Here is a 22,817-nt window from a genome sequence, read left to right as displayed (position 1 = left end):
CGATGGCCGTCGAGTATGCGCCGCGCGGCCTGCTCGGCGTCCTGACCCCGCAGGCCAACACCACGGTGGAGCCGGAATTCGCTGCGCTCCTGCCGCCCGGTGTCGCCATGCTCAACGCCCGCATGACCAGCGCGAAGCCGACGATCGTCGCGCGGCTGCTTGACTACCTGGCGTCGCTCGAGGCCTGGTCGGACCAGTTCGCCAACGCCCCGGTCGGCGCCATCGCCTTCGCCTGCACCGGCGCGTCCTATTTCGCGGGCGTCGAGCGGGAGACACAGGCGGTCGAGCGCATCTCCGCCGCGCGCGGCGTGCCCTTCGTCACGGCGGGACACGCGGTGCGCGACGCCTTCCAGGCGCTGGGTGCGACGCGCATCGGCCTCGTCAGCCCCTATCCGCAGGACCTGACCGACGCCGGGGTCGCGTATTTCACGGCGCTCGGCTTCCGCGTTGTCCGCGTCAGCGGGTCGCAGCAGAAGGACGGCGTCTTCCACCCGATCTACGCGATGACGGGGCAGGGCGCGCATGACGCGCTGATCGCGCTCGATCCCCGCGGGCTCGACGCGATCGCGATGCTGGGGACGGGGATGCCGACGCTGGCGCCGATCCTGCGCACGCCCTTCCATGGCGGCGTGCCCGTGCTGTCCTGCATGTTGGCGCTGGGCTGGCGCAGCATCTGCGCGCTGGATGGCGTCGCGCCGGATGCCGGGAGCCTGCTGGCCTGGGTGCGCGGCGAGGGCTGGCGCGCGCGCTACGAGGCGCGTCTGGCGCCGCGCGGGGGCGGTGGGCGGCCCGACTGAATCTGCCCCTACTGGTCCACGCTGAGGACAAGCTCGACCGTCCCGCCCTTCTCCCGCACGCGCAGCCGGTCCGACAGGCGGCGCACCATGAAGCCCGCGAGCCGCGCCGGCGCGTTCTCGTCCTCCAGCATCTCTTCCGGCGTCGGCGGCGCCTGCGCCAGCACGAGCGCCGGCCCCTCATAGGCGATGCGCAGCGTGATCACCGCCTCGTCCAGCGTCAGCCGCAGCCGGGCATCGCCCGCAACGACGCCCGATGTCGCCAGCGCATCCATGCAACTCGCCGCGAGATGCGCGACGCGCGAAACCACTTCCCGCCGCGCGCCCCAGGCCATGCCGGCGCGGGTGACGAAATCGTCGACCTCGCTGCTCGGGATCGCGGCATGCGGCGCGGTCAGCGTCACGTCGCGGCGAACGCCGAAGCGCAGGACGGCGTTGAGCAGCAACGCCACCATCGTGCCGAAGCCCGTCGCGGTCATCAACGGCCGCAGCTCCGGCGGCAGCCAGCCGACCAGCGCCGGCACCGATTCCACCGCCAGCGCCGCGGCGATCGCCAGTCCGATCGCCAGGCTCCGCCGCGTGTCCAGCAGGCGCGACGCCGCGAGCTGGATGCCGCCCGCCGTCATCAGCGCACCGGCGTAGAGCAGCGTCGCCGCGATCACCGGCGCGGGCATCTGCGACGCCGTCGCCGCGGCCGCGGGGAAGCAGGCCAGCGCGATGCAGGCCGCCCCGGTGGCATAGGCGATCACGCGGCTGGTCACGCCGGTCGCGTGCTGGATCGCGGCATTGGTCGCACTGACATTGACCGCCGAGGTCCCGGCCAGCCCCGCCAGCATCGTGCCGACCCCGTCGCCGGTGACGGCGCCGACGATCTGCTTCTGGTTCGGCCGGATCCAGTCCGCATCGTTCAGCTTCTGCAGCGTGGTCACGATGCCCGCCGTCTTCAGCGTGCTGGCGATGGACGCGACCAGATAGGCCGGCAGCAGCGCCGGCTCGAACGCATAGCCGCCGCCGACGAAGCGCGGCAACGCGACCACCGGCAGCCAGGAATCGCGGAATTCCTGCGTCACCTCCAGCACGCCGAGCAGCCAGGCAGCGACGCAGCCCGTCGTCATCGCGAACAGCATGCAGGCCCAGCGCAGCACCCCGCGGCCCCAGACGCTGAGCCCGATCGCGACCGCGATGGTGAGCAGCGCGACCGCCAGCTGTTCCAACGTCGGCGGCGCGCCGCCTTCCGCGACCAGCAGCGTCTGCGCCCCCGTGATGCAGATCGCGAGGCCGATGATCAGCACCACCGCGCCCGCGATCTCGGGCGGGATCAGGTTGCGTATCCGCGTCAGCCCCTGGGCGAGCACGATGGTCATCAGCCCGCTGAGGATCGTCATCCCCGCGACCATTGGCAGCCCGCCCGCCCGCGCGGCCAGCAGGGACGGCAGGATGTGCGGGCTCGACATGCTGACAGGCGCCAGCAGCCCGCAGCCCAGCCCCGACCAGCGCGTCGCCTGCACAATGACGCCCAGCCCGCAGGCGATGAAGGACATGCTGATCAGCGCCGCCGCATCGGCCGGCGAGGCGCGGAGCTCGCGTGCCAGCAGGATCGTCGGAAACACCCAGATCAGCACCACGGTCGCCTGCTGCAGGGCCGTGGCGACGACGACCTTGGCGGGCGGATGGTCGTCCAGCCCATAGGCTAGCTCGGCTGGCTTGCGCATCCCATCTCCCGGCGCTGGCGTCGTTCCGGTCCGGGCATCATCCGCCGGCTTCCGCGCGGCCGCAACCGGGAGGCTACTGGTCGAGCGTCAGCAGCAGCTCCACCGTCCCGCCCTTCTCCCGCAGGCGCACCCTGTCCGACAGGCGCCGGATCATGTGGCCGGCCAGCCGTGCCGGCGCGTCCTCGTCGTCGATCATCTCGTCGGGCGTGGGCGGCCGGTCGGCCAGGACCAGCGGCGCACCCTGCCAGGCGATGCGCAGGTCGAGCGTCGTCTCGTCATGCGCGATCGCGATCGCGACGTCGCCGCGCGCCACGCCCGAGACCGCGATCGCGTCCATGCAACTCGCGACGAGGTGGGAGAGCCGCGAGACGACCTCCCGCCGCGCGCCCCAGGCAGCGCCGGCGCCGGTGACGAACTCGTCCACCTCCGCCGGCCGGATCTCGCCGCCCGGCACCGTCAGCGTGACGCGCCGGCGCACGCCGATGCGCAGCAGGGCGTTCAGCCCGATCGCGGCCAGCGTGCCGAAGCCCGTCGCGGTCATCAGCGGCTTCAGGCCCGCCGGCATCCACTCCACCAGGCGCGGCACCGCTTCCACCGCCAGCGCGGCCGACAGGGCGAGGCCGATCGCGAGGCTCCGGCGCGTGTCCATCAGCCGCGCGGCGGCCAGCTGGATGCCGCTCGCCATCATCAGCGCGCCGGAATAGATCAGCGTCGCGGCGATGACGGCGCCGGGCATCTGCGCCGCCGCCGCCGCCGCGCCGGGGAAGCACGCCAGCACCAGGCAGAGCCCGCCGGTCGCGAAGGCGATGACGCGGCTGGTCACCCCGGTCGCCATCTGGATCGCGGCATTGGTCGCGCCGAGGTTCATTGGCGGCACCCCGCCGAGCCCGGCGAGCATCGTCGCGATCCCGTCATTCGTCACGCCGCCGGTGATGCTGCGCGAATCCGGCCGCGTCCAACCCGCGTCGTTGAGCTTCTGCAGCGAGGTCACCACGCCCGCGGTCTTCAGCGCGCTTGCGACCGAGGCGACCAGGAAGGCCGGCAGCAGCGCCAGGTCGAAGGCGAAGCCGAAGCTTCCCAGCGCGGGCAGCGCAACCACCGGCAGGCTCGCCCCGCGGAAGTCGTCGGACACCTCCAGCACGCCGAGTCCGGCCGCCGTGGCGGTGCCCGCCACCATGGCGAAGAGCATGCAGGCCCAGCGCAGCGGCCCCTTCCCCCAGATGCTGAGCGCGACGCCGACGGCCAGCGTGACCAGCGCGACCGCCATCTCCTCGGCGCCCGGCGGCTCGCCATCCGTCGTGCGCAGCAGGATCTGCGCGCCGGTGACGCTGATGGACAGCCCGATGATCAGCACGACGGCGCCCGCGATCTCCGGCGGGATGAGCGAGCGGACATGGCGCAGCAGCCGCGCGAGCAGGATGGTTGCCGCGCCGCTGATCACCGTCATTCCCGCGACGAGCGCCAGGCCGCCGGCCTGGGCGGCCAGCAGGACCGGAATGATATGCGCCGAGGAGGCGGAGACGGGCGCCAGGAACCCGCTGCCCAGGCCCCAGCGGCGCACCGCCTGCAGCATGGTGGCAACGCCCGCGACCACGAAGGCGGTGCTGATCAGCGCCGCCGCATCGGCCGGCGTGGCGTGCACGGCGCGGGCCAGAAGGATGCTGGGGAAGACCCAGATCAGCACGACCGCGGTCTGCTGGAGGGCTGTCGTCGCGATGACCGCCGCAGGCGGACGATCGTCCAGGCCATAGGCCAAGTCGCCTGGCTTCTGCATCCACCCCCCTGGGCGCGCCGTCCTGCCGTGGCGCAACCTGTTGCCGCCCCATATCGTCCAGAGCCGCCGATCCCGCAACCGCCGGCGGCCATGCCTGCGGGCAAGAAAAAGGGCCGGCGCCTCCCGGCACCGGCCCCCATGCGCCGAAGCGCGCCGTCAGGTCAGATGGAGTAGTACATCTCGAACTCGACGGGGTGCGGGGTGTGCTCGAACTTGTACACCTCGGACCACTTCAGCTCGATGTAGGACTCGATCTGGTCCTTCGTGAAGACGTCGCCGGCCAGAAGGAAGTCGTGGTCGGCGGCGAGCGACTGCAGAGCCTCGCGGAGGCTGCCGCAGACCGTCGGGATGCCCTTCAGCTCCTCCGGCGGCAGGTCATACAGGTCCTTGTCCATCGCCTCGCCGGGATGGATCTTGTTCCTGATGCCATCGAGGCCGGCCATCAGCATCGCGCTGAACGCCAGGTAGGGGTTCGCGCCCGGATCGGGGAAGCGGACCTCGACGCGCTTGGCCTTCGGGCTCGTCGCATAGGGGATGCGGCAGGACGCCGAGCGGTTGCGGGCGGAATAGGCCAGCAGCACCGGCGCCTCGAAGCCCGGGATCAGGCGCTTGTAGGAGTTGGTGGTGGGGTTGGTGAAGGCGTTCAGCGCCTTGGCGTGCTTGATGATGCCGCCGATGTAGTAGAGCGCCGTCTCGCTGAGGTCGGCATAGCCGTTGCCCGCGAAGACCGGCTTGCCCGCCTTCCAGATGGATTGGTGGACGTGCATGCCGCTGCCGTTGTCGCCGTAGATCGGCTTCGGCATGAAGGTCGCGGTCTTGCCGTAGCTGTGCGCGACGTTGTGCACGCAGTACTTGTAAATCTGCATGAAGTCGGCCTGCTGGACCAGGGGGCCGAACTTGGTGCCGAGCTCGTGCTGGGACTGCGCGACCTCGTGGTGGTGCTTCTCGATCGGCAGGCCCATCTCACCCATGGTGGAGAGCATCTCGGCGCGCAGGTCCTGCTCGCTGTCCACCGGCGGGACCGGGAAGTAGCCGCCCTTCACGACGGGGCGGTGGCCCATGTTGCCCTCGGGGTAGTCCTTCAGGGAGGAGCCGGGGCCCTCGATGCTGTCGAGCTGATAGATGCCGTAGTTGCCGCCCGTGCCGAACTTCACGCTGTCGAAGACGAAGAACTCGGCCTCGGGGCCGAAGAAGGCGGTGTCGCCGATCCCCGTGGTCTTCAGGTAGGCCTCGGCGCGCTTCGCGGTCGAACGCGGGTCGCGCGAATACATCTGGCCGGTCGAGGGCTCCACGATGTCGCAGAACAGGATCATCTGCGGCTTGGCCGAGAAGGGATCCATCACGGCGGTGGAGGCGTCGGGCATCAGGATCATGTCGGACTCGTTGATCGCCTTCCAGCCGGCGATCGAGGAGCCGTCGAACATGATGCCGTCCTCGAAGACGTCCGGCTCGATCGTCGAGACGTGCTGCGCGGTGTGCTGCCACTTGCCGCGGGGATCGGTGAATCGGAAGTCCACGTACTCGACGCTGTGCTCCTTGATCATCTCCATGACCTTGGAGACGGCGGCGTTCCCGCCACCAGTTGCCGGCTTCTTCGCCATCGTGTGAGGTCCTGTCCCGTCTAGTGTCCCGGTCCCTGCTTGCGCCGCGACGAGGGCCGGTCCCCGCCGCGGGCCCTTCCCGCCGTCGCCCGGGCCTGGATCATCCAGCCCCGGGCGCCCCCGGCGATAAGGTGGGCCGGTCGTCCGGCCCGAGCCGCCGGCGGAAGCCGGCGGCGATCCCTGTCCGTCCGCTACACCGCGTCGTCGCCGCGTTCGCCGGTGCGGATGCGGATGACCTCCTGGATGTCGCTGACGAAGATCTTGCCGTCGCCGATGCGCCCCGTGCGCGCGGCGGCGGTGATCGCCTCGATCGCGCGCTCCGCGAGGTCGTCGGGGCACACTACCTCGATCTTCACCTTGGGCAGGAAGTCCACGACGTATTCGGCGCCGCGGTAGAGCTCGGTATGGCCCTTCTGGCGGCCGAAGCCCTTCGCCTCCACGACGGTCAGGCCCTGCAGGCCGATTTCGTGCAGCGCGTCCTTCACCTCGTCGAGCTTGAAGGGCTTGATGATGGCCTCGATCTTCTTCATCGGCTCCGTCGCTCCGCACGCCGCGCGTGACGCGCCCGGCTGCGATCCTTCCCCCCGGTGGTCCCGCCGCGCCCCGTCCGAACTGGGCCGGTCGGGGCCCGCGGACGTCCCCGGGCCGGCGGGGTTTTGCATGGGCCGTGCCAGCCCGGCAACGCCACCGCCTCGGGATTCTCGCATGGGCGCATCGTCAGGTGACCACAACGCAGGCAAATTGCCTAGTGCGTCGGCATGGCACAGCAACAGGCGTTGCGCTGCCGCGCCGGCATCGCCATTCTCCGCGGCCCATCAAGACCGCCCTTCCCGGATCCGCGACGTGAAGTCCCAGAACGACCTGCTCTCCGCCACCGGCACCACGATCTTCACCGTCATGTCGGCGCTGGCCGTCGAGCATGGCGCGATCAACCTCGGCCAGGGCTTTCCCGACTATGACGGCCCGGCCGACGTGCTCCAGGCCGCCGCCGCCGCGCTGCTCGACGGCCGCAACCAGTACCCGCCGATGACCGGCGTGCCGGAGCTGCGCGAGGCCGTCGCCGCCGCCAACCGCCGCTTCTACGGGATCGAGGTGGATCCAAAGACGGAAATCGTCGTGACGTCCGGCGCGACGGAGGCGCTGACGGCCTGCCTGATGGCGGTGCTGAACCCCGGCGACGAATGCGTGCTGATCGAGCCGCTCTACGACACCTACCTGCCCGTGGTGAAGCTGCTCGGCGCCATCCCGAAGCTTGTTCGCCTGTCGCCGCCGAAATGGGAGCTGCCGCGCGCCGAGCTCGCCGCCGCCTTCGGCCCGAGGACCAAGGCGATCCTGCTCAACACGCCGATGAACCCGGCGTCCAAGGTCTTCACCGCGGCCGAGCTCGCCTTCGTCGCGGAGCTTCTGCAGAAGCACGACGCCTACGCCATCTGCGACGAGGTCTATGAGCACCTGACCTTCGACGGCTGGAAGCACATCCCGCTGATGACGCTGCCGGGCATGCGCGCACGCTGCATGCGGATCGGCAGCGCCGGCAAGACCTTCAGCCTGACGGGCTGGAAGGTCGGCTACGTCACCTGCGACCGCTCGCTTGCGCCGAACGTCGCCAAGGCGCACCAGAACCTGACCTTCACGACGCCGCCCAACCTGCAGCGCGGGGTCGCGGTGGGGCTGATGAAGGACGACGGCTACTTCGCGGAACTCTCCTCCACCTTGCAGCGGAAGCGCGATCTGCTGGCCGATGGCCTGGCGCGGCTCGGCTTCGGCGTCCTCGAGACTCGCGGCAGCTACTTCATCACGACCGACGTCCGCCCGCTCGGCTGGACCGGAGACGACGTGTCGTTCTGCCGCACGCTGACGGAGGAGGCGAAGGTCACCGCGATTCCCGTCACGGCCTTCTACGCGGGACCGGACGCGCCGAGCCACTACGTCCGCTTCGCCTTCTGCAAGAACGAGAAGCTGCTGGAAGCCGCGCTGGGCCGGATCGAGGCCTGGCTCGAACGGCGCCGCGCCGCGCCCGCCGCCGTGGCATGAGGCGCGCGGCCGTCCTGTTCCTGCTCGTGGCGGGCGGGGCGGCGGCGCAGGCGCCGTCCGCTTTCGACGGCACCTGGGACGTGACGGTGGCCTGCACCAATGCCGCTGACGGCGCGCTGGGCTACACGCTGCGCTTCCCCGCGCGCGTGGAGGCCGGGCTGCTGGTCGGCGACTATCGCGGCGACGGCACGCTGCACCTCGAAGGCCCGATCCGTCCGGACGGCACCGCCCGGCTGCGCGCGGTCGGCACCACGGGTGATCCCAACCGCGCGGTCGGCCGCGTGCCCCGCCAATCCGACTACCGCTACACCGTCGAGGCGCGCTTCGCCGGCAACAGCGGCACCGGCCGTCGGCTCGAGACGCGGCCCTGCGACCTGACCTTCCGCCGTCGGTAATCCGCTCGCCTTTGGCGCCGCCCCGGCGGTAGCCTCGGGCCATGGCGCGCATCGCCTTCACGCCGAACCTGCGCCGGCACCTCGACTGTCCCGCGGTCGAAGGGGCCGCGGCGACCGTGCGCGAGGCGCTCGACCTTGCCTTCGCCGCCAATCCGCGGCTGCGCGGCTACCTGCTGGACGAGCACGGCAGGCTGCGCAAGCACGTCACGATCTTCGTGAACGATGCCGCCGTCGCCGACCGCAGCGCGCTGTCCGATCCGCTTGCGCCAGACGACGAGGTCTTCGTGTTCCAGGCGCTTTCGGGAGGATAGCGATGTCCACGCGGCTGCTGGTCGCCACGCGCAAGGGGCTCTTCGTCTGCCCGGCCGAGGGCGAGGGCTGGCGGCTCGGCCGCCCCGCCTTCCTGGCCGAGCCCGTCTCCGCCGTGCTTCATGACCCGCGGGACGGCGCGCTCTATGCCGCGCTGCGCCTCGGCCATTTCGGCTGCAAGCTGCACCGGTCCGACGATGGCGGCGCGACCTGGACCGAGGTCGCGGTGCCCGCCCTGCCGAAGGAGGGCGAGAACCCCAAGGCGCTCGACATGATCTGGACGCTCGCCGCCGGCGGTCCGGACGAGCCCGGCGTGATCTGGGCCGGGACGCTGCCCGCCGCGCTGTTCCGCAGCGCCGATCGCGGCGCGACCTGGGACCTCGTCCGTGGCCTGTGGGACGTGCCGGAGCGCGCGGGCTGGGTCGGCGGCGGCTACGACGATGCCGGGCTGCATTCCATCGTCGTGGACCCCCGCGACCGCCGCCGCATGGCGATCGCGATCTCGACCGGCGGCGTCTGGGTCAGCGGCGACGGCGGCGGCACCTGGCGCCTGGCGGGGAAGGGGCTTCGCGCGGAATACATGCCGCCCGCCCAGGCCTTCGACCAGGGCATGCAGGACGTCCACCTGCTGCAGGCCTGCGCCGCGGCGCCTGACGTGCTCTGGGCGCAGCACCACAACGGCATCTTCCGCTCGACCGATTTCGGCGAGAGCTTCGAGGAGGTCACCGCCCCCGCCCCGTCACGCTTCGGCTTCGCGGTCGCAGCGCATCCGCGCGACCCGCTGACCGCCTGGTTCGCGCCGGCGGTGAAGGACGAATGCCGGGTTCCGGTGGACGGCCGGATGGTCGCCACGCGGACCCGCGACGGCGGCCGCACGCTGGAGGTGCTGGGCCGGGGCCTGCCGGAGCGCGACTGCTACGACCTGGTCTACCGCCATGCGCTGGCGGTGGACGGGGCGGGGCGGCGGCTGGTCATGGGCTCGACCACCGGGAACCTCTGGGCGAGCGGGGATGGCGGGGAGAGCTGGCGTCAGCTTGCCACCTACCTGCCTCCCATCGCCGCCCTGGCCCTGGCCGGTTGACGGCGGCGCCCCCGCGGCCCTAAACCGCCGCCCTCTGCGGCGGCCATAGCTCAGTTGGTAGAGCGCCAGGTTGTGGTCTTGGATGTCACGGGTTCGAGTCCCGTTGGTCGCCCCAGTTTCCCTGCACGCCCGCTTGCGCCACGCCGAACGCCTGCTGCGGGGCTGTTGCGTGGGCCGCTATCGCGGCCCTGGTGGCGTGGGTAGGCTTCGCCAAGCCAACTCCCAAGGACGTCCCCAGCATGCAGATCCGTCTCGATGGCCGCACGGCCCTGATCACCGGCGCTTCCAAGGGCCTCGGCCTCGCCATGGCCGAGCATTTCGTGGAGGCCGGCGCCGCCGTCGCCATCGTCGCCCGCCGCCAGGCCGAACTCGACGCCGCGAAGGCGCGCATCGTCGGCCGCTTCCAGGGCGCGCGCGTCGCCGCGATCTCGGCCGATGTCGCGACCGCCGAGGGCTGCGCGAAAGCCGTGGAGCAGACCGTCGCGCAACTCGGCCCCGTGGACATCCTGGTCAACAACGCCGGCACCAGCCAGCGCGGACCCTTCCCGGAGGTCCCGGACTCGCTCTGGCAGTCCGACCTCGACCTCAAGCTGTTTGGCGCGATCCGCCTCTCCCGCGCGGTCTGGCCGGGCATGGCGGAGCGGCAATGGGGCCGCATCATTAACGTCCTTGCCATCGCCGCGAAGGCGCCCGCGGCCGAGACCGCGCCCACCGCCGTCTCCCGCGCCGCCGGCATGGCGCTGACCAAGGTGATGGCGAACGAAGGTGCCAAGGTCGGCATCCTGGTCAATGCGATGCTGGTCGGCCTGTTCGACAGCGAGCAGCACCAGAAGCGCCACGCCGCCTCCGACACCGGCGAGAGCTACGAGGCCTGGCTCGCCAAGGCCGGCGCCGGCCTGCCGCTCGGCCGCTACGGCCGTCCCGAGGAATTCGCCGCACTCGCGACCTTCCTCGTCTCCGACGCCGCGAGCTACATCACGGGCACGGCGATCAACGTGGATGGCGGGCGCAGCCCCGTCGTCTGACCCGCCATGGCGATCCTCGGCATCGTCGCGCTGCTCGGGCTGCTGGGCCTGGTCTTCGGGCCGCAGCTCTGGGTGCGGCATGTGCTCGAGAGCGCCGGCGCCGACCGGCCCGACCTGCCCGGCACCGGCGGCGAGCTCGCGCGGCACCTGCTGGACGAGGCCGGGCTGCACGACGTCGGCGTCGAGGAGACCGATGCCGGCGACCACTACGACCCCGAGGCCCGCGTGGTGCGCCTGCTGCCCGCGCATCGCGACGGCCGTTCCCTCGCCGCCGTGGCCGTCGCGGCGCATGAGGTCGCGCATGCCGTGCAGCATGCCCGCGGCGAGCCCGGCTTCCGCCGACGGCAGGCGCTGGTGCGGATCATCGCGCCGCTCGACCGCGTCGCGCAGGTCACGCTGCTGCTGACCCCGCTGGTCTTCGTCGCGGCGCGCGCACCCGGGCTGGCGCTGCTGCAGCTCGGCCTGGTCGTCGCGCTCTTTGCCGGGCGGCTGGCCGTGCATGCGGTGACGCTGCCCGTTGAGCTCGACGCCAGCTTCGGCAAGGCGCTGCCGGTGCTGGAGCGCGGCGGCTATGTGGCGCCGGAGGATCTGCCGCGGATCCGCCGCGTGCTGCGCGCGGCGGCGCTGACCTATGTCGCGGCGGGGCTGGCGACGCTGCTGAACGTGCTGCGCTGGTTCGGGCGATAGCGCTTCTGACGCATTGATGGGCAGGTCGCCCGCGGGTTGTGCGAATCGTGCCCTGCATTCGTTTGGGCTGCCTGAATAGGCGGCGGCATATGGGTTGCTGGTTCCGGCGCAGGCGGCCATCTCGCCGCAACGCCAGCCGGAGGACCCGTCATCATGGCCCGCCGTTTTCCGAATCCCTTCGACGCCGACGCGTCGCTCTGCGTCTGCGGCCGGACGCACGCGTCGAGCCTGGCCTGCGACGGGCTGCCCGACGCGCCATCCCGTGACGGCACGCATGAGTACGGGGAGGTCGCCGAGCAGGCGGTGCTGCGCGCGCTCTATCCCGACGACACGACGCGCCGCGCGATGATCCGCGCCGTCGGCACCGGCACGCTCTTCGCCGCGATCAACGCCTTCTTCCCGCTCGGCGCGGCGCGCGAGGCGCTGGCCCAGGCGCCGGGCCCGGTCGAGAGGCGCGACCTCAAGATCGGCTTCATCCCGATCACCTGCGCCACGCCCATCATCATGGCCGACCCGATGGGCTTCTACCGCAAGCACGGCCTCAACGTGGAGGTCATCCGCACCGCGGGCTGGGCGGTGATCCGCGACCGTGCCATCGCGCGGGAATTCGACGCCGCGCACATGCTCGCCCCCATGCCGGTCGCGATGTCGCTCGGCGTCGGCGTGGCGCAGCCCGTGCCCTTCGCGGTCGCGGCCATCGAGAACATCAACGGCCAGGCCATCACTCTCGCGACCAAGCACCGGGAGAAGCGCAACCCGCGGGACTGGCGCGGCTTCCGCTTCGCGGTGCCCTTCGACTTCTCGATGCACAACTACCTTCTGCGGAACTACCTCGCGGAGGCCGGGCTCGATCCCGATCGCGACGTGCAGATCCGCGCCGTGCCGCCGCCCGAGATGGTCGCCAATCTCCGCGCCGACAACATCGACGGCTTCCTCGGCCCCGATCCCTTCAACCAGCGCGCCGTCTTCGACGGCGTGGGCTTCATCCACATCCTAACGAAGGAGCTGTGGGACGGGCATCCCTGCTGCGCCTTCGCCGTGCCACGAGGCATGGTGACGGAGACGCCGAACACCTTCGCCGCGTTGCTGCGTGCGATCGTCGAAGCCACGGCCTATTCGCAGAAGGCCGAGAACCGTCGCGAAGTCGCGAACGCCATCGCCGGCCAGAACTACCTGAACCAGCCGCCCACGGTGGTCGAGCAGGTGCTGACCGGCACCTTCGCGGACGGGTTGGGCCAGGTGCGCCGCGTGCCCGACCGCATCGGCTTCGATCCCTTCCCCTGGCACTCCATGGCGATGTGGATCATGACGCAGATGAAGCGCTGGGGTCAGCTGCAGCGCGACGTGGATTACCGCCAGGTCGCGGAGCAGGTCTTCCTCGCGACCGACGCGGCGAAGGCGATGCGCGATCTCGGCCAGCCCGTGCCGGACGGGACGGTGCGGGGCTTCACCGTGCAGGGCCGGGCCTTCGACCCCGCGAATCCCGCGCCGTGGACGGAGAAGAACATCCGGACATCCTAGGCGCGCTGCGCCGCCTCGTGTGGCGCCTCGCTCCCCCGCTCCTCGATTTACCTCCCCCGCCACCGGGGGAGGGTCAGGGTGGGGTTCGAGAATAAGCACATCCTCATCCTCCGTACCCCCACCCCCTCCCTCCCCCGCTTGCGGGGGAGGGGGCCGCCAGCGGTGAAGGCATGTCCAGTTCGACCAATCTCCGCGCCGCCCTTCTGTCGCTGCTGCTCCTCGCGCTGTTCCTCGGCGCCTGGGAAGTCGCGTCGCGCTCCGGCGCGTCCGGCACGGGCGAGCCGATGGATCCGGAATACGCCGCCCTGCTGGGCCAGGCGGCCGCGGCCGGCGGGACCACGCCTTTCCCGATGCCGTCGCAGATCGGCGCGCGGCTCTGGGAGCTTCTGCGCGATCCCTTCTACATCCGCGGCCCGAACGACCAGGGCATCGGCATCCAGCTCGCCTGGTCGCTGGCGCGCGTGGCCGCGGGCTTCCTGATCGCCGCGGTCGTCGCCATTCCGCTCGGCTTCCTGATCGGCATGTCGCCGCTGCTCTCCGCCGCGCTGAACCCCTTCATCCAGGTGCTGCGTCCCGTCAGCCCGTTGGCCTGGATGCCGCTCGCGCTCTACACGATCAAGGACAGCAGCGTGTCCTCGATCTTCGTGATCTTCATCTGCTCGGTATGGCCGATGCTGCTGAACACGGCCTTCGGCGTGGCCTCCGTCCGCCGCGAATGGCTGAACGTCGCGCGCACGCTGGAAGCGGGGCGGCTGAAGACGGCCTGGCGCGTGATCCTGCCCGCCGCCGCGCCGACCATCCTGACGGGCATGCGGATTTCCATCGGCATCGCCTGGCTGGTGATCGTCGCGGCCGAGATGCTCGTGGGCGGCACCGGCATCGGCTACTGGGTGTGGAACCAGTGGAACAACCTCTCGCTCGCCGACATCGTGATCGCGATCCTGCTGATCGGCCTGGTCGGCCTGCTGCTCGATCGCCTGCTCGGCGTGCTCGCGCGTGCCGTGGCCTGGGCGGAGTGACGCGATGAGCAACGCCTATGTCTCCGTCGAGGGCATCGCGCGCCGCTATCCCGGCGCGACCATCTTCGAGGACCTCTGGTTCGACATCCGCCGCGGCGAGTTCGTCTGCCTGGTCGGGCATTCCGGCTGCGGCAAGACGACGGTGCTGAACATCCTCGCGGGGCTCGAGGCGCCATCGGACGGCGTCGTCATCGTGGACGGGCAGGAGATCACCGGCCCGTCGCTCGACCGCGCCGTGATCTTCCAGGGCCATGCGCTCATGCCCTGGATGACGGCGGAGCAGAACGTCGCCTTCGCGCTGTCCTGCCGGCACCGCGACTGGCCGAAGGCGAAGCTGCGCGATGCGGCGCGAGAGGCGCTGCAGAAGGTCGGGCTCGGCCATGCCGCGGACAAGAAGCCCTCGCAATTGTCGGGCGGGATGAAGCAGCGCGTCGGCATCGCCCGCGCGCTGGCGATCGCGCCCAAGATGCTACTGATGGACGAGCCCTTCAGCGCGCTGGACGCCCTGACCCGCGGCGCGCTGCAGGAGGAGGTCTCGCGCCTCGTCACCGAGGCGGACCAGACCGCCTTCATGATCACGCATGACGTGGACGAGGCGATCCTGCTCGCCGACCGCATCCTGCTGATGACCAACGGTCCCGATGCGCGGCTGGCGGAGATCGTCGTCAACACGCTGCCGCGCCCGCGCGACCGCGCCAACCTGCACCACATGCCGGGCTACCACGCGCTGCGCGACCACATCCTGGACTTCCTGATCACCCGCAGCCGCACGCTGGCGGGCCGCCCGCCCGAGGGATGGAACCCGCGCGACGTCCCGGAAGTCCGCCCCGCCCAACCCGCTTCCCCGCCGCCGCGCGCCGCGGCCTGAACAGGAGAGAACGCCATGACCCGTGCCGACCTCACCGAGAAGATCCTCGACATCAAGCGCGAGAAGGGCTGGAGCTGGAAATACGTTTGCGGCGAGATCGGCGGCGTCTCCGACACGCTGATCGTCGGCGCCCTGCTCGGCCAGATGAAGCTGGTCAAGCCGCTCGCCGCCAAGGCCGCCAAGCTCTTCGGGCTGACGGAATCCGAGGAGCGCATGCTGAACGAGGTGCCCTATCGCGGCACGCCGATGCCCCCCACCGACCCGCTGATCTACCGCTTCTACGAGATGGTGATGGTCAACGGCCCCGCCTGGAAGGCGCTGATCGAGGAGGAGTTCGGCGACGGCATCATGTCCGCCATCGACTTCGACTTCCAGTTCGAGCGCATGGCGCATGAGAAGGGCGATCGCGTGAAGATCGAGATGACGGGGAAGTTCCTGCCGTACAAATACTATGGCGCGGAGCAGGGCATCCCGGCCTACGGGTACAAGGAGGAGTAGGCTGCCCTTCCTGCCCGCCCCTTTCTTCCCCTCCCCCGCTGTTGCGGGGGAGGCCGGGAGGGGGCATCAACCCGCGCCACCACCACGCGGGAGACGAACCACATGGCGCAGCCCCTCACCGTCGGCATCGCCGGCCTCGGCGCCATCGGCCTGCATCTCGCCCGTGCGCTCGATGCCGGCGTGGACGGCCTGAAGCTCATCGCCGTCGCGGCCCGTGACCACGCCAAGGCGCGCGACAACCTCGCGGCCTTCCGCAACCCACCGGCCATCGTGGACATCGCCGGCCTGGCCGAGGCCGACATCGTCGTCGAGGCGGCGCCGGCTCCCATCTTCGAACAGGTCGCCACCGCCGCCATCGCCCGCGGCCGCATCTTCGTGCCCAGCAGCTGCGGCGCCCTGCTGCCGCGCATGCACCTGGTCGAGGAGGCGAAGAAGACCGGCGCGCGCATCATCGTCCCCACCGGTGCGCTGCTCGGCCTGGACGCCGTGCGCGCCGCGGCGGAAGGCGACGTCGCCTCCGTCACCATCGAGACACGCAAGCCCCCGCGCGGCCTGGTCGGCGCGCCCTATCTCGAGCAGCACGGCATCGACGTCCTGGCGGTGACGGACGAGACGAAGCTCGTCTTCAAGGGCAACGCCTACGACGCCGCGCAGGGCTTCCCCGCCAACGTCAACGTCGCAGCCGCGCTCGCGCTCGCCGGCATCGGCCCGCTTCGCACCACGATCGAGATCTGGGCCGACCCTCACGTCACCCGCAACACCCACACCATCCGCGTCGAGGCCGCCGCCGCGCGCCTGACCATGACCATCGAGAACGTGCCGTCAGAGGAGAATCCCCGCACCGGCAAGATCACGCCATTGTCCATCCTGGCCTGCCTGCGCGGGCTGACGAGCACGCTGAAGGTGGGCAGCTAGGGTCAGGACTGGGCGCGGCGTTCCAGGAAGGGCGTTCCCTCCCCCGCGCTCTCTTTTCCCTCCCCCGCAAGCGGGGGAGGGTTAGGGAGGGGGTGCGAGGATCAGGGCGCGCTTGACGAAGCACCCCCACGCCGTCCCTACCCCGCCAGCGGGGGAGGGAGGCACTTAGGCGGGGACGGGAACTTCTTTCGACGGATGCTCGAAACCTTCGGCTTCACCCTCGTCGCGCTGCTGGTGATCGTGGATCCCTTCGGGACCGCGGTCATCTTCGCCTCCATGACCGCCAACGACACCGTCGCGCAGCGCCGCCGCCAGGCGATCCGCGCGACCGTCATCGCCGCCATCGTCCTCGTCGCCTTCTCCGTCCTCGGGGGCTGGCTGCTGCACGCGCTCGGCATCGGGCTACCGGCGATGAAGGTGGCGGGCGGCCTGTTGCTCTTCCTGCTCGCCGCCGACATGGTGATGGGCCAGACCTTCCTCCGCGCCACGCCCGAGGAACAGAAGGCCGGCGCCGAGACGCAGGACATCTCGGTCTTCCCGCTGGCGATCCCGCTGCTGGCCGGGCCCGGCGGCATGACCAGCATGATCCTGATGCGCGAGCAGGCGCGAGGCGACCCCGCCGCCTATGCCGCCGTGCTGCTCGCGCTGCTGGTCGTCCTCGCGCTGACGCTGGCCTGTCTGCTCGGCGCCGCGACGGTGGCACGATGGCTCGGCCGCACCGGCGGCCATGTCATCGGCCGCGTGCTCGGCGTGCTGCTGGCGGCACTCGCCGCGCAGATCGCGCTCGACGGGATCAGGCAATCGCTGGGCTGATCACAAGCCCGTTCGTCCGCGCTGACACGCGGCGCCTCCGCGCCACCTTCGCGCCGGGACCGCCGGAGGAGCAGCATGGGCAGCACGGCGAAGCGCACCGACCCCGCGCTATGGGATCGCGTGAAGCGTCAGGTCACGGCGGGCGACAAGGGCGGCGAGCGCGGCCAGTGGTCGGCGCGCAAGGCGCAGATCGCGGTGCAGGAATACAAGAGGCGCGGCGGCGGCTATGCCGGCGCCAGGCAGGCCGACAACAGCCTCGGCCGGTGGACGCGGGAAGACTGGGGCACCGCGTCGGGCCGCCGGTCGCGTGACAGCGGTGAGCGGTACCTGCCGCGCCGCGCGCGCGAGGCGCTCTCGCCCGAGGAATACCGCCGGACGAGCGAGGCCAAGCGACGCGACGGCAAGGCCGGCCGGCAGTTCTCCCGGCAGCCTGCCGATATCGCGGCGAAGACCTCGCGCGCGCGGCGCGCCGGTGGCGAGAGCAAGGCCGCGCTGATGGAGGAGGCGCGCCGCCGCGGCATTCCCGGCCGGTCGCGCATGGACAAGGAGGCGCTGCGCCGTGCCCTCCGCCGCTGACGAGCAGCACGCCGCGATCCGTCGCGACTTCGCCGAGGCCGTCAACATGGCGCCCGCGGAGCTCGATCGCTGGCTCCGCACCGAGGAAAGCCGCGCCGTCGGATACCACAACGAGGGCGAGGCCGAGGCGGTGGGGCATGCGTCTGGCCGGCGCATCGTCGAGATCCGCCGCAAGCGGCAGGCCGACCTCACCGCCGAAGACTACGCCCATATGCGCAAGGTCGTGGGCTATGTGCACCGCCACCTCGCGCAGGGCGGGCCGGCCGAAGGCGTCGAGACCTCGCGCTGGCGATACAGCCTGATGAACTGGGGCCACGACCCGCTGAAGCGGGGCTGAGGCCTACGCCGCCCTGATCCCCGCGAGGAAGCGGTCCACCTGGCCACGCAGCGTCTCCGCGCGCTTCGCCAACTCCCCGCTGGCGGCGCGGACCTGCGTCGCCGCGGCGCCGGTTTCCTGCGCGGCCTCCGCGGTGCCGGCGGCGTGGCGCGTGACCTCGGCCGTGCCGGCCGCGGCCTCCGACACCGCGCGGCCGATCTCCTGCACGGCCGAGGCCTGTTCCTCCGCTGCCGCGGCGACCTGGGCGGTCAGACCGTCCATGCCATCGATCGTGCCGGCGATGCCGCGGATGGCAGCGACCGCGCGTGCGGTCTCGGCCTGCATGGCGGCGATCTGCGCGCCGATCTCCTCCGTCGCCTTCGCGGTCTGGGCCGCCAGCTGCTTCACCTCGCTCGCGACCACGGCGAAGCCCTTGCCGGCCTCGCCGGCGCGCGCCGCCTCGATCGTGGCGTTCAGGGCGAGCAGGTTCGTCTGCCCCGCGATGCCGCCGATCAGCTTCACGACCTCGCCGATCCGCTGCGCTGCCTCGGCCAGCCCCGCCACGGCGTCGTCGGTGGTGCGGGCATCCTCCGCGGCACGGCGTGCAACGCGCGCGCTTTCCGAGACCTGGCGCGCGACCTCGGCGATCGAGGCCGACATCTCCTCCGCCGCGGCGGCGACGGTCTGCACGTTGACGCTGGCTTCCTCCGATGCGGCGGTCAGCGTCGCTGCGCGTTCCGTGCCGCCCTGGGCGGTCGCCTGGAGCTGGCGCGCGGTCGCCTCGAGCTCCGTCGTCGCGGCGGCGACGACGCGCAGCCCTTCCGCCGCGTCCGCCTCGAAGCCGCGCCCCAGCGCGCCGAGGCGTTCGCCGTGCGCGGCCTTGGCGGCGGCTTCCGCCATGGCGGCGGCGGCGAGGCGGTCGGCCTCGATCGCGGCGAGGCGGAAGCCTTCCAGCGCCTCGGCCATGCGGCCGACCTCATCGCGGCGGCCGGTATCGGTGACGAGGCTGTCCCGGTCGCCTTCGCGCAGCGCCGTCATCCGCGCCGTCAGCCGGCCGAGCGGCCGCGAGACCCCGGCGATCATCAGCCACAGTGCGACCGCGAGGGAGAAGCCCGCCCCGGCCAGGAGCGACAGGACCACGCGCCACCAGGAGGCATGCGTCTCCTCGGTCGCGGCATCGGATTGCGCGACCATGGTCCGCTCGATCCCGGTGGTCAGGTCGTGCATCTCGCCGCGCAGCTCCGCGTAGAGCGGGGTCCGCACGTCCCGGAGCAGCCGCAGGGCCTGCTCGCGCTCGCCGGCGATCGCCGCGCGCTCGATGTCGCGGGATGCCTGGCTGACCCGTTGATGGAGCGCCTCGATCGCGCGGATCTGCGCCGCGATCGCCGGGTTCTCCCGCGCGGCCATCGCCAGCGCCTCGGCCACCTGCCGTCGGACCAGGTCCAGATCGCGGGCCAGCGCGTCCTTCTGCGCGCGGTCGCTCTCCGCGATCATGCGGTTCAGGACGCGCTCGTCGTCGAGCACCGCGATGTTCGCCCGCGCGACGGCGACGGCGCTGCGCGCCTGTTCGTCGAGGATGCGGGAATAGACGGCATCCGTCTCCGCGAGCCGGACGGCACCGTGGAAGCCGGCGCCGAGCCCCGAGAGGACCATCAACCCCAGCGCGAGCAGCGCCTTGGCCGCGACCGGCAGGTTCTCGATCCAGGCCCGCATGGTACGACCTCCGCCCCGGCCGCCGCTGGGCCTGGACGCCGGGATAGCCGCGGGCGGTTGAGGAAGCGTTACGCCCCGCGCGGCATCAGCTGCTCCGCCAGGGTCGCGAACCAGCTCGCGCCGACCGGCAGGATCCCGTCGTTGAAGTCGTAGAGGGGGTGATGGACCATCGCCTCCTTCGGCCCGCGGCCGCCGCCGAGGAAGAGGTAGGCGCCGGGCCTGACGTTCAGCATGAAGCTGAAATCCTCGCCGCCCATGGTGGGCTGGGGCAGGGGGCGCGTGCGCGCCTCGCCCACCACGGCGCGGGCGGCGCGCGCGGCCATCTCGGTGCTCTCGGCCTCGTTCACCGTGGCGGGATAGGCGCGGGTGAAGCTGCATTCGGCCTGGCAGCCCATCGCGGCCGCGACGCCGGTGACGATCTGCCTGAACTTCGCTTCCAGCAGGTCGCCGACTTCCGGCAGGAACCAGCGCGCGGTGCCGAGCAGCTTCACGCTTTCCGGGATCACGTTGAAGGTATGGCCGCCGGCGAAGTGGCCGATGGTGATGACGCCGGCTTCCAGCGGATTGACGTTCCGCGCGACGACGGACTGCAGCGCGGTGACGACATGCGCGGCGGCCAGGATGGGATCGGCGCCGTTGTGCGGCATGGCGCCATGCGCGCCGGTGCCGGTGATCGTGGCCTCGAGGTTCGCGACCGCGGCCATGACGGGACCGGGCGCGTGCAGGAAGATGCCCTCCGGCGCGCCGGGCCAGTTGTGCATGCCAAAGATGCGCTCGGCCGGGAACTTCTCGAACAGGCCGTCGCGGACCATGACGTCGCCGCCGGCCAGGTTCTCCTCCGCGGGCTGGAAGATGAGGTAGACCGTGCCGTCGAAGTTGCGGGTCTCCGCCAGGTACTTCGCCGCGCCGAGCAGCATGGTGGTGTGCCCGTCATGCCCGCAGGCGTGCATCTTGCCGGGCGTCTTCGAGGCATAGGGCAGGCCGGTCATCTCCTCGATCGGCAGCGCGTCCATGTCGGCGCGGAAGCCGAGCGAGCGGCCGGAATCGCCGGTGCCGCGGATGACGCCGACGACGCCGGTCTTCGAGAATCCCTCATGCACCTCGTCCACGCCGAATTCGCGGAGTTTCCGGGCGACGACCTGGCTGGTGCGGATTTCCTCGAAGCCGAGCTCGGGGTGCTCGTGAAAGTCGCGGCGCCATGCCGTCATCTCGGGATGGAATTCGGCGATGCGGTTGATGACGGGCATGGGCTCTCCGGCGGTCCAGGGAAGCCCTCTCCCCCCGCTTCTCAGGGGGGAGGGGGTTGGGTGAGGGGGACGTGCCAGGACGCAAAGGCGCTCTTCATTCTGCGCCCCCCTCACCCACCCCTCTCGGGTGGAGAGGGCTTGTCCGACGCGGTCTACTCCGGCGGCCGCAGGAAGGCGAGATCGGCGCCGAGCGGCGCCTGCGTCACCTGCTCGTGCACCAGCCGGTCCCAGCCCCGCGCGGGCGCCGGCGCGGGCGTCCAGGCCGCGCGGCGCCGGGCCATCTCGGCTTCGTCCACCAGCAGGTCGAGCCGGCGATCCTGCACGGACAGCCGGATCCGGTCGCCGGTGCGTGCCAGGGCGAGCGGCCCGCCCACCGCGGCTTCCGGCGCGACATGCAGCACGATCGTGCCGAAGGCGGTGCCCGACATCCGGCAGTCGCTGATCCGCACCATGTCCTTCACCCCGGCCCGCGCGAGCTTCTTCGGGATCGGCAGGTAGCCGGCTTCGGGCATGCCGGCCGCGCTGCGCGGCCCCGCGCCCTTCAGCACCAGGATGTCCTGCGCCGTGACGTCGAGCTCCGGGTCGTCGATGCGGTTCGCGAGGTCCTCGAGCCCGTCGAAGACGACGCAGCGCGCCTCCGTCTCGAACAGCGAGGGGGTGGCCGCCGACCGCTTCAGGATGGCGCCGTCCGGCGCGAGCGAGCCGCGCAGCGTCACGATCCCGCCGACCGGCGAGATCGGCTTCTCCCGCGCGCGGATGATGCGGCGGTCGACATAGTGCGACCCGTCGCCGATGCGCGTCCGCAGGGGCACGCCGTCCAGGTCGGGCGTGTCGAGATGCAGCAGGTCCCGCAATTCCCACAGCAGGGCGCGCATGCCACCGGCGGCGTGGAAATCCTCCATGTAGCCCTCGCCGGTCGGCTTCAGGTCCACCAGCACCGGCGTGGTCTCCGACAGCGCGTCCAGACGGTCGAGGTCGAAGGCGATCCCCGCCCGCCCCGCGACGGCGGCGAGGTGCACGACCGCGTTGGTGGACCCGCCGAGCGACAGCAGCACGCGCATCGCGTTCTCCACGCTTTCCTTTGTCACCAGCGCGGCAGGCAGCATGGGGCGCGCGATCAGCCGCACGGCCTGGGCGCCGGCTTCCTCGGCGATGCGCAGCCGGTCGGCATGCACGGCCGGCGCGCTCGCGGCATCGAGCGGCATGAAGCCGAGCGTCGCGGCCAGGCAGGCCATGGTGCTCGCCGTGCCCATCACGCCGCAGGTGCCGGCGGTGGTGGCGAGCTTGCCTTCCAGGACGGCGATCTTCTCGGCCGGGACCTCGCCCGCGCGGTAGCGCGCCCAGTAGCGGCGGCAATCCGTGCAGGCCGACAGGCGCTCGCCCTCGAAGGACTGGGCCAGCATCGGGCCGGTGACGAGCATGACGGACGGCGTGCCACTGCTGACGGCCGCCATCAGCTGCGCCGGCACGGTCTTGTCGCAGCCGCCGACCAGCACGGCGGCGTCCATGGGCTGGGCGGTCAGCATCGCCTCGGTGTCGAGCGCCATGAGGTTGCGGTAGTGCATGGAGCAGGGGTTGAGCGAGGGCTCGCAGAGGCTGACCGTCGGGAAGGCCAGCGGCAGCCCGCCGGCGGCCAGCACGCCGCGCTTCACCGCCTCGACCAGCTCCGGGACGGTGCGGTGGCAGTTGTTGTAGTCGCTCGCGGTGTCCGCGATCGCGACCACCGGCTTGTCCAGCATGGCCTGGGAATAGCCCATGGACTTGGCGAAGGACCGCCGGAGGTAGAGCGCGAAGTCCCGGTCGCCGTAGTTCGACGAGCGGTTGGCGAGGCCGTGCGGCTTTGGCGTGTCGTTCATCGCGGGACAGTCGGGCCGGTCGCGCAGGCTGTCCAGCGTGCTTGCGATAAAGATAATATTCCT

Annotated in this window: 22 protein-coding genes and 1 tRNA gene; 16 read left to right on the top strand and 7 right to left on the bottom strand. The window is 71.5% G+C overall.

The features are described from left to right. Window positions 1–2 precede the first annotated feature (2 nt). Window positions 3–797, top strand: a complete 795-nt coding sequence (locus ACLF3M_RS20420) for a maleate cis-trans isomerase family protein (protein ID WP_430658821.1) — start codon at window positions 3–5, stop codon at window positions 795–797. An 8-nt stretch (window positions 798–805) separates the two neighbouring features. Here ACLF3M_RS20420 and ACLF3M_RS20415 read toward each other — a convergent pair whose 3' ends face one another. The 4 genes from ACLF3M_RS20415 to ACLF3M_RS20400 form a co-directional block, all read right to left on the bottom strand. Then, window positions 806–2,506 (bottom strand): solute carrier family 23 protein, encoded by a 1,701-nt coding sequence (locus tag ACLF3M_RS20415; protein ID WP_430658820.1) that lies wholly within the window; start codon window positions 2,504–2,506, stop codon window positions 806–808. Window positions 2,507–2,579: 73 nt separating this feature from the next. Continuing rightward, the gene (locus ACLF3M_RS20410) at window positions 2,580–4,280 is read right to left on the bottom strand and encodes a solute carrier family 23 protein (protein WP_430658819.1); all 1,701 of its coding nucleotides are present in this window, start codon (window positions 4,278–4,280) and stop codon (window positions 2,580–2,582) included. Window positions 4,281–4,441: 161 nt separating this feature from the next. Next, the gene (glnA, locus tag ACLF3M_RS20405; RefSeq protein WP_430658818.1) at window positions 4,442–5,881 is read right to left on the bottom strand and encodes a type I glutamate--ammonia ligase; all 1,440 of its coding nucleotides are present in this window, start codon (window positions 5,879–5,881) and stop codon (window positions 4,442–4,444) included. 191 nt (window positions 5,882–6,072) lie between these two features. After that, window positions 6,073–6,411, bottom strand: coding sequence for a P-II family nitrogen regulator (locus tag ACLF3M_RS20400; RefSeq protein ID WP_430658817.1), 339 nt, complete (start codon window positions 6,409–6,411; stop codon window positions 6,073–6,075). A 313-nt stretch (window positions 6,412–6,724) separates the two neighbouring features. Here ACLF3M_RS20400 and ACLF3M_RS20395 point away from each other — a divergent pair, with 313 nt between their 5' ends. From ACLF3M_RS20395 to ACLF3M_RS20325, 15 genes are all read left to right on the top strand, one after another. After that, window positions 6,725–7,915 carry an aminotransferase gene (locus ACLF3M_RS20395; protein ID WP_430658816.1) on the top strand — a complete coding sequence of 397 codons (1,191 nt, stop codon included), beginning with the start codon at window positions 6,725–6,727 and terminating at the stop codon, window positions 7,913–7,915. Continuing rightward, window positions 7,912–8,310, top strand: coding sequence for a hypothetical protein (locus ACLF3M_RS20390; protein WP_430658815.1), 399 nt, complete (start codon window positions 7,912–7,914; stop codon window positions 8,308–8,310). Before ACLF3M_RS20395 ends, ACLF3M_RS20390 begins: the two co-directional genes overlap by 4 nt. Before the next feature lie 41 nt (window positions 8,311–8,351). Then, window positions 8,352–8,621, top strand: coding sequence for a MoaD/ThiS family protein (locus tag ACLF3M_RS20385; protein ID WP_430658814.1), 270 nt, complete (start codon window positions 8,352–8,354; stop codon window positions 8,619–8,621). 2 nt (window positions 8,622–8,623) lie between these two features. Continuing rightward, entirely contained in the window at window positions 8,624–9,700 is a 1,077-nt protein-coding gene (locus ACLF3M_RS20380) for a WD40/YVTN/BNR-like repeat-containing protein (RefSeq protein WP_430658813.1), read from the top strand. Between the two features lie 39 nt (window positions 9,701–9,739). Beyond that, window positions 9,740–9,815 (top strand) — tRNA-His (locus ACLF3M_RS20375). 124 nt (window positions 9,816–9,939) lie between these two features. Further along, complete coding sequence (locus ACLF3M_RS20370; protein ID WP_430658812.1) at window positions 9,940–10,725, top strand: SDR family NAD(P)-dependent oxidoreductase; 786 nt, start codon at window positions 9,940–9,942, stop codon at window positions 10,723–10,725. A gap of 6 nt (window positions 10,726–10,731) precedes the next feature. Further along, window positions 10,732–11,412 (top strand): zinc metallopeptidase, encoded by a 681-nt coding sequence (locus ACLF3M_RS20365; protein ID WP_430658811.1) that lies wholly within the window; start codon window positions 10,732–10,734, stop codon window positions 11,410–11,412. A gap of 153 nt (window positions 11,413–11,565) precedes the next feature. Then, window positions 11,566–12,933 carry a CmpA/NrtA family ABC transporter substrate-binding protein gene (locus tag ACLF3M_RS20360; RefSeq protein WP_430658810.1) on the top strand — a complete coding sequence of 456 codons (1,368 nt, stop codon included), beginning with the start codon at window positions 11,566–11,568 and terminating at the stop codon, window positions 12,931–12,933. A gap of 170 nt (window positions 12,934–13,103) precedes the next feature. Continuing rightward, entirely contained in the window at window positions 13,104–13,952 is an 849-nt protein-coding gene (gene ntrB, locus ACLF3M_RS20355) for a nitrate ABC transporter permease (RefSeq protein ID WP_430658809.1), read from the top strand. A 4-nt stretch (window positions 13,953–13,956) separates the two neighbouring features. Next, on the top strand, window positions 13,957–14,820 hold the full coding sequence (locus tag ACLF3M_RS20350; protein ID WP_430658808.1) for an ABC transporter ATP-binding protein: 864 nt from the start codon (window positions 13,957–13,959) through the stop codon (window positions 14,818–14,820). 15 nt (window positions 14,821–14,835) lie between these two features. Then, complete coding sequence (cynS, locus tag ACLF3M_RS20345; RefSeq protein ID WP_430658807.1) at window positions 14,836–15,318, top strand: cyanase; 483 nt, start codon at window positions 14,836–14,838, stop codon at window positions 15,316–15,318. Between the two features lie 102 nt (window positions 15,319–15,420). Next, complete coding sequence (locus tag ACLF3M_RS20340; RefSeq protein WP_430658806.1) at window positions 15,421–16,233, top strand: aspartate dehydrogenase; 813 nt, start codon at window positions 15,421–15,423, stop codon at window positions 16,231–16,233. 195 nt (window positions 16,234–16,428) lie between these two features. Then, window positions 16,429–17,046, top strand: a complete 618-nt coding sequence (locus ACLF3M_RS20335; protein ID WP_430658805.1) for a MarC family protein — start codon at window positions 16,429–16,431, stop codon at window positions 17,044–17,046. Window positions 17,047–17,121: 75 nt separating this feature from the next. After that, window positions 17,122–17,622, top strand: coding sequence for a DUF5872 domain-containing protein (locus ACLF3M_RS20330; protein ID WP_430658804.1), 501 nt, complete (start codon window positions 17,122–17,124; stop codon window positions 17,620–17,622). Continuing rightward, window positions 17,606–17,959, top strand: a complete 354-nt coding sequence (locus ACLF3M_RS20325; protein WP_430658803.1) for a DUF3140 domain-containing protein — start codon at window positions 17,606–17,608, stop codon at window positions 17,957–17,959. Before ACLF3M_RS20330 ends, ACLF3M_RS20325 begins: the two co-directional genes overlap by 17 nt. Window positions 17,960–17,962: 3 nt before the next feature. Here ACLF3M_RS20325 and ACLF3M_RS20320 read toward each other — a convergent pair whose 3' ends face one another. The 3 genes from ACLF3M_RS20320 to ACLF3M_RS20310 all read right to left on the bottom strand — a co-directional run bounded on the left by ACLF3M_RS20320 (window position 17,963) and on the right by ACLF3M_RS20310 (window position 22,754). After that, entirely contained in the window at window positions 17,963–19,651 is a 1,689-nt protein-coding gene (locus ACLF3M_RS20320; protein WP_430658802.1) for a methyl-accepting chemotaxis protein, read from the bottom strand. Between the two features lie 68 nt (window positions 19,652–19,719). After that, window positions 19,720–20,898 (bottom strand): M20 aminoacylase family protein, encoded by a 1,179-nt coding sequence (locus tag ACLF3M_RS20315; protein WP_430658801.1) that lies wholly within the window; start codon window positions 20,896–20,898, stop codon window positions 19,720–19,722. A gap of 152 nt (window positions 20,899–21,050) precedes the next feature. Then, complete coding sequence (locus ACLF3M_RS20310) at window positions 21,051–22,754, bottom strand: dihydroxy-acid dehydratase (protein WP_430658800.1); 1,704 nt, start codon at window positions 22,752–22,754, stop codon at window positions 21,051–21,053. Window positions 22,755–22,817: the final 63 nt, after the last annotated feature.

It is taken from the genome of Falsiroseomonas sp. HW251, assembly GCF_050563545.1.
In the GTDB taxonomy this organism is placed as follows: Bacteria; Pseudomonadota; Alphaproteobacteria; order Acetobacterales; family Acetobacteraceae; genus Falsiroseomonas.
Note: the sequence above shows the minus strand (reverse complement) of the source record. Positions and strands in the feature narration are given on the sequence as shown.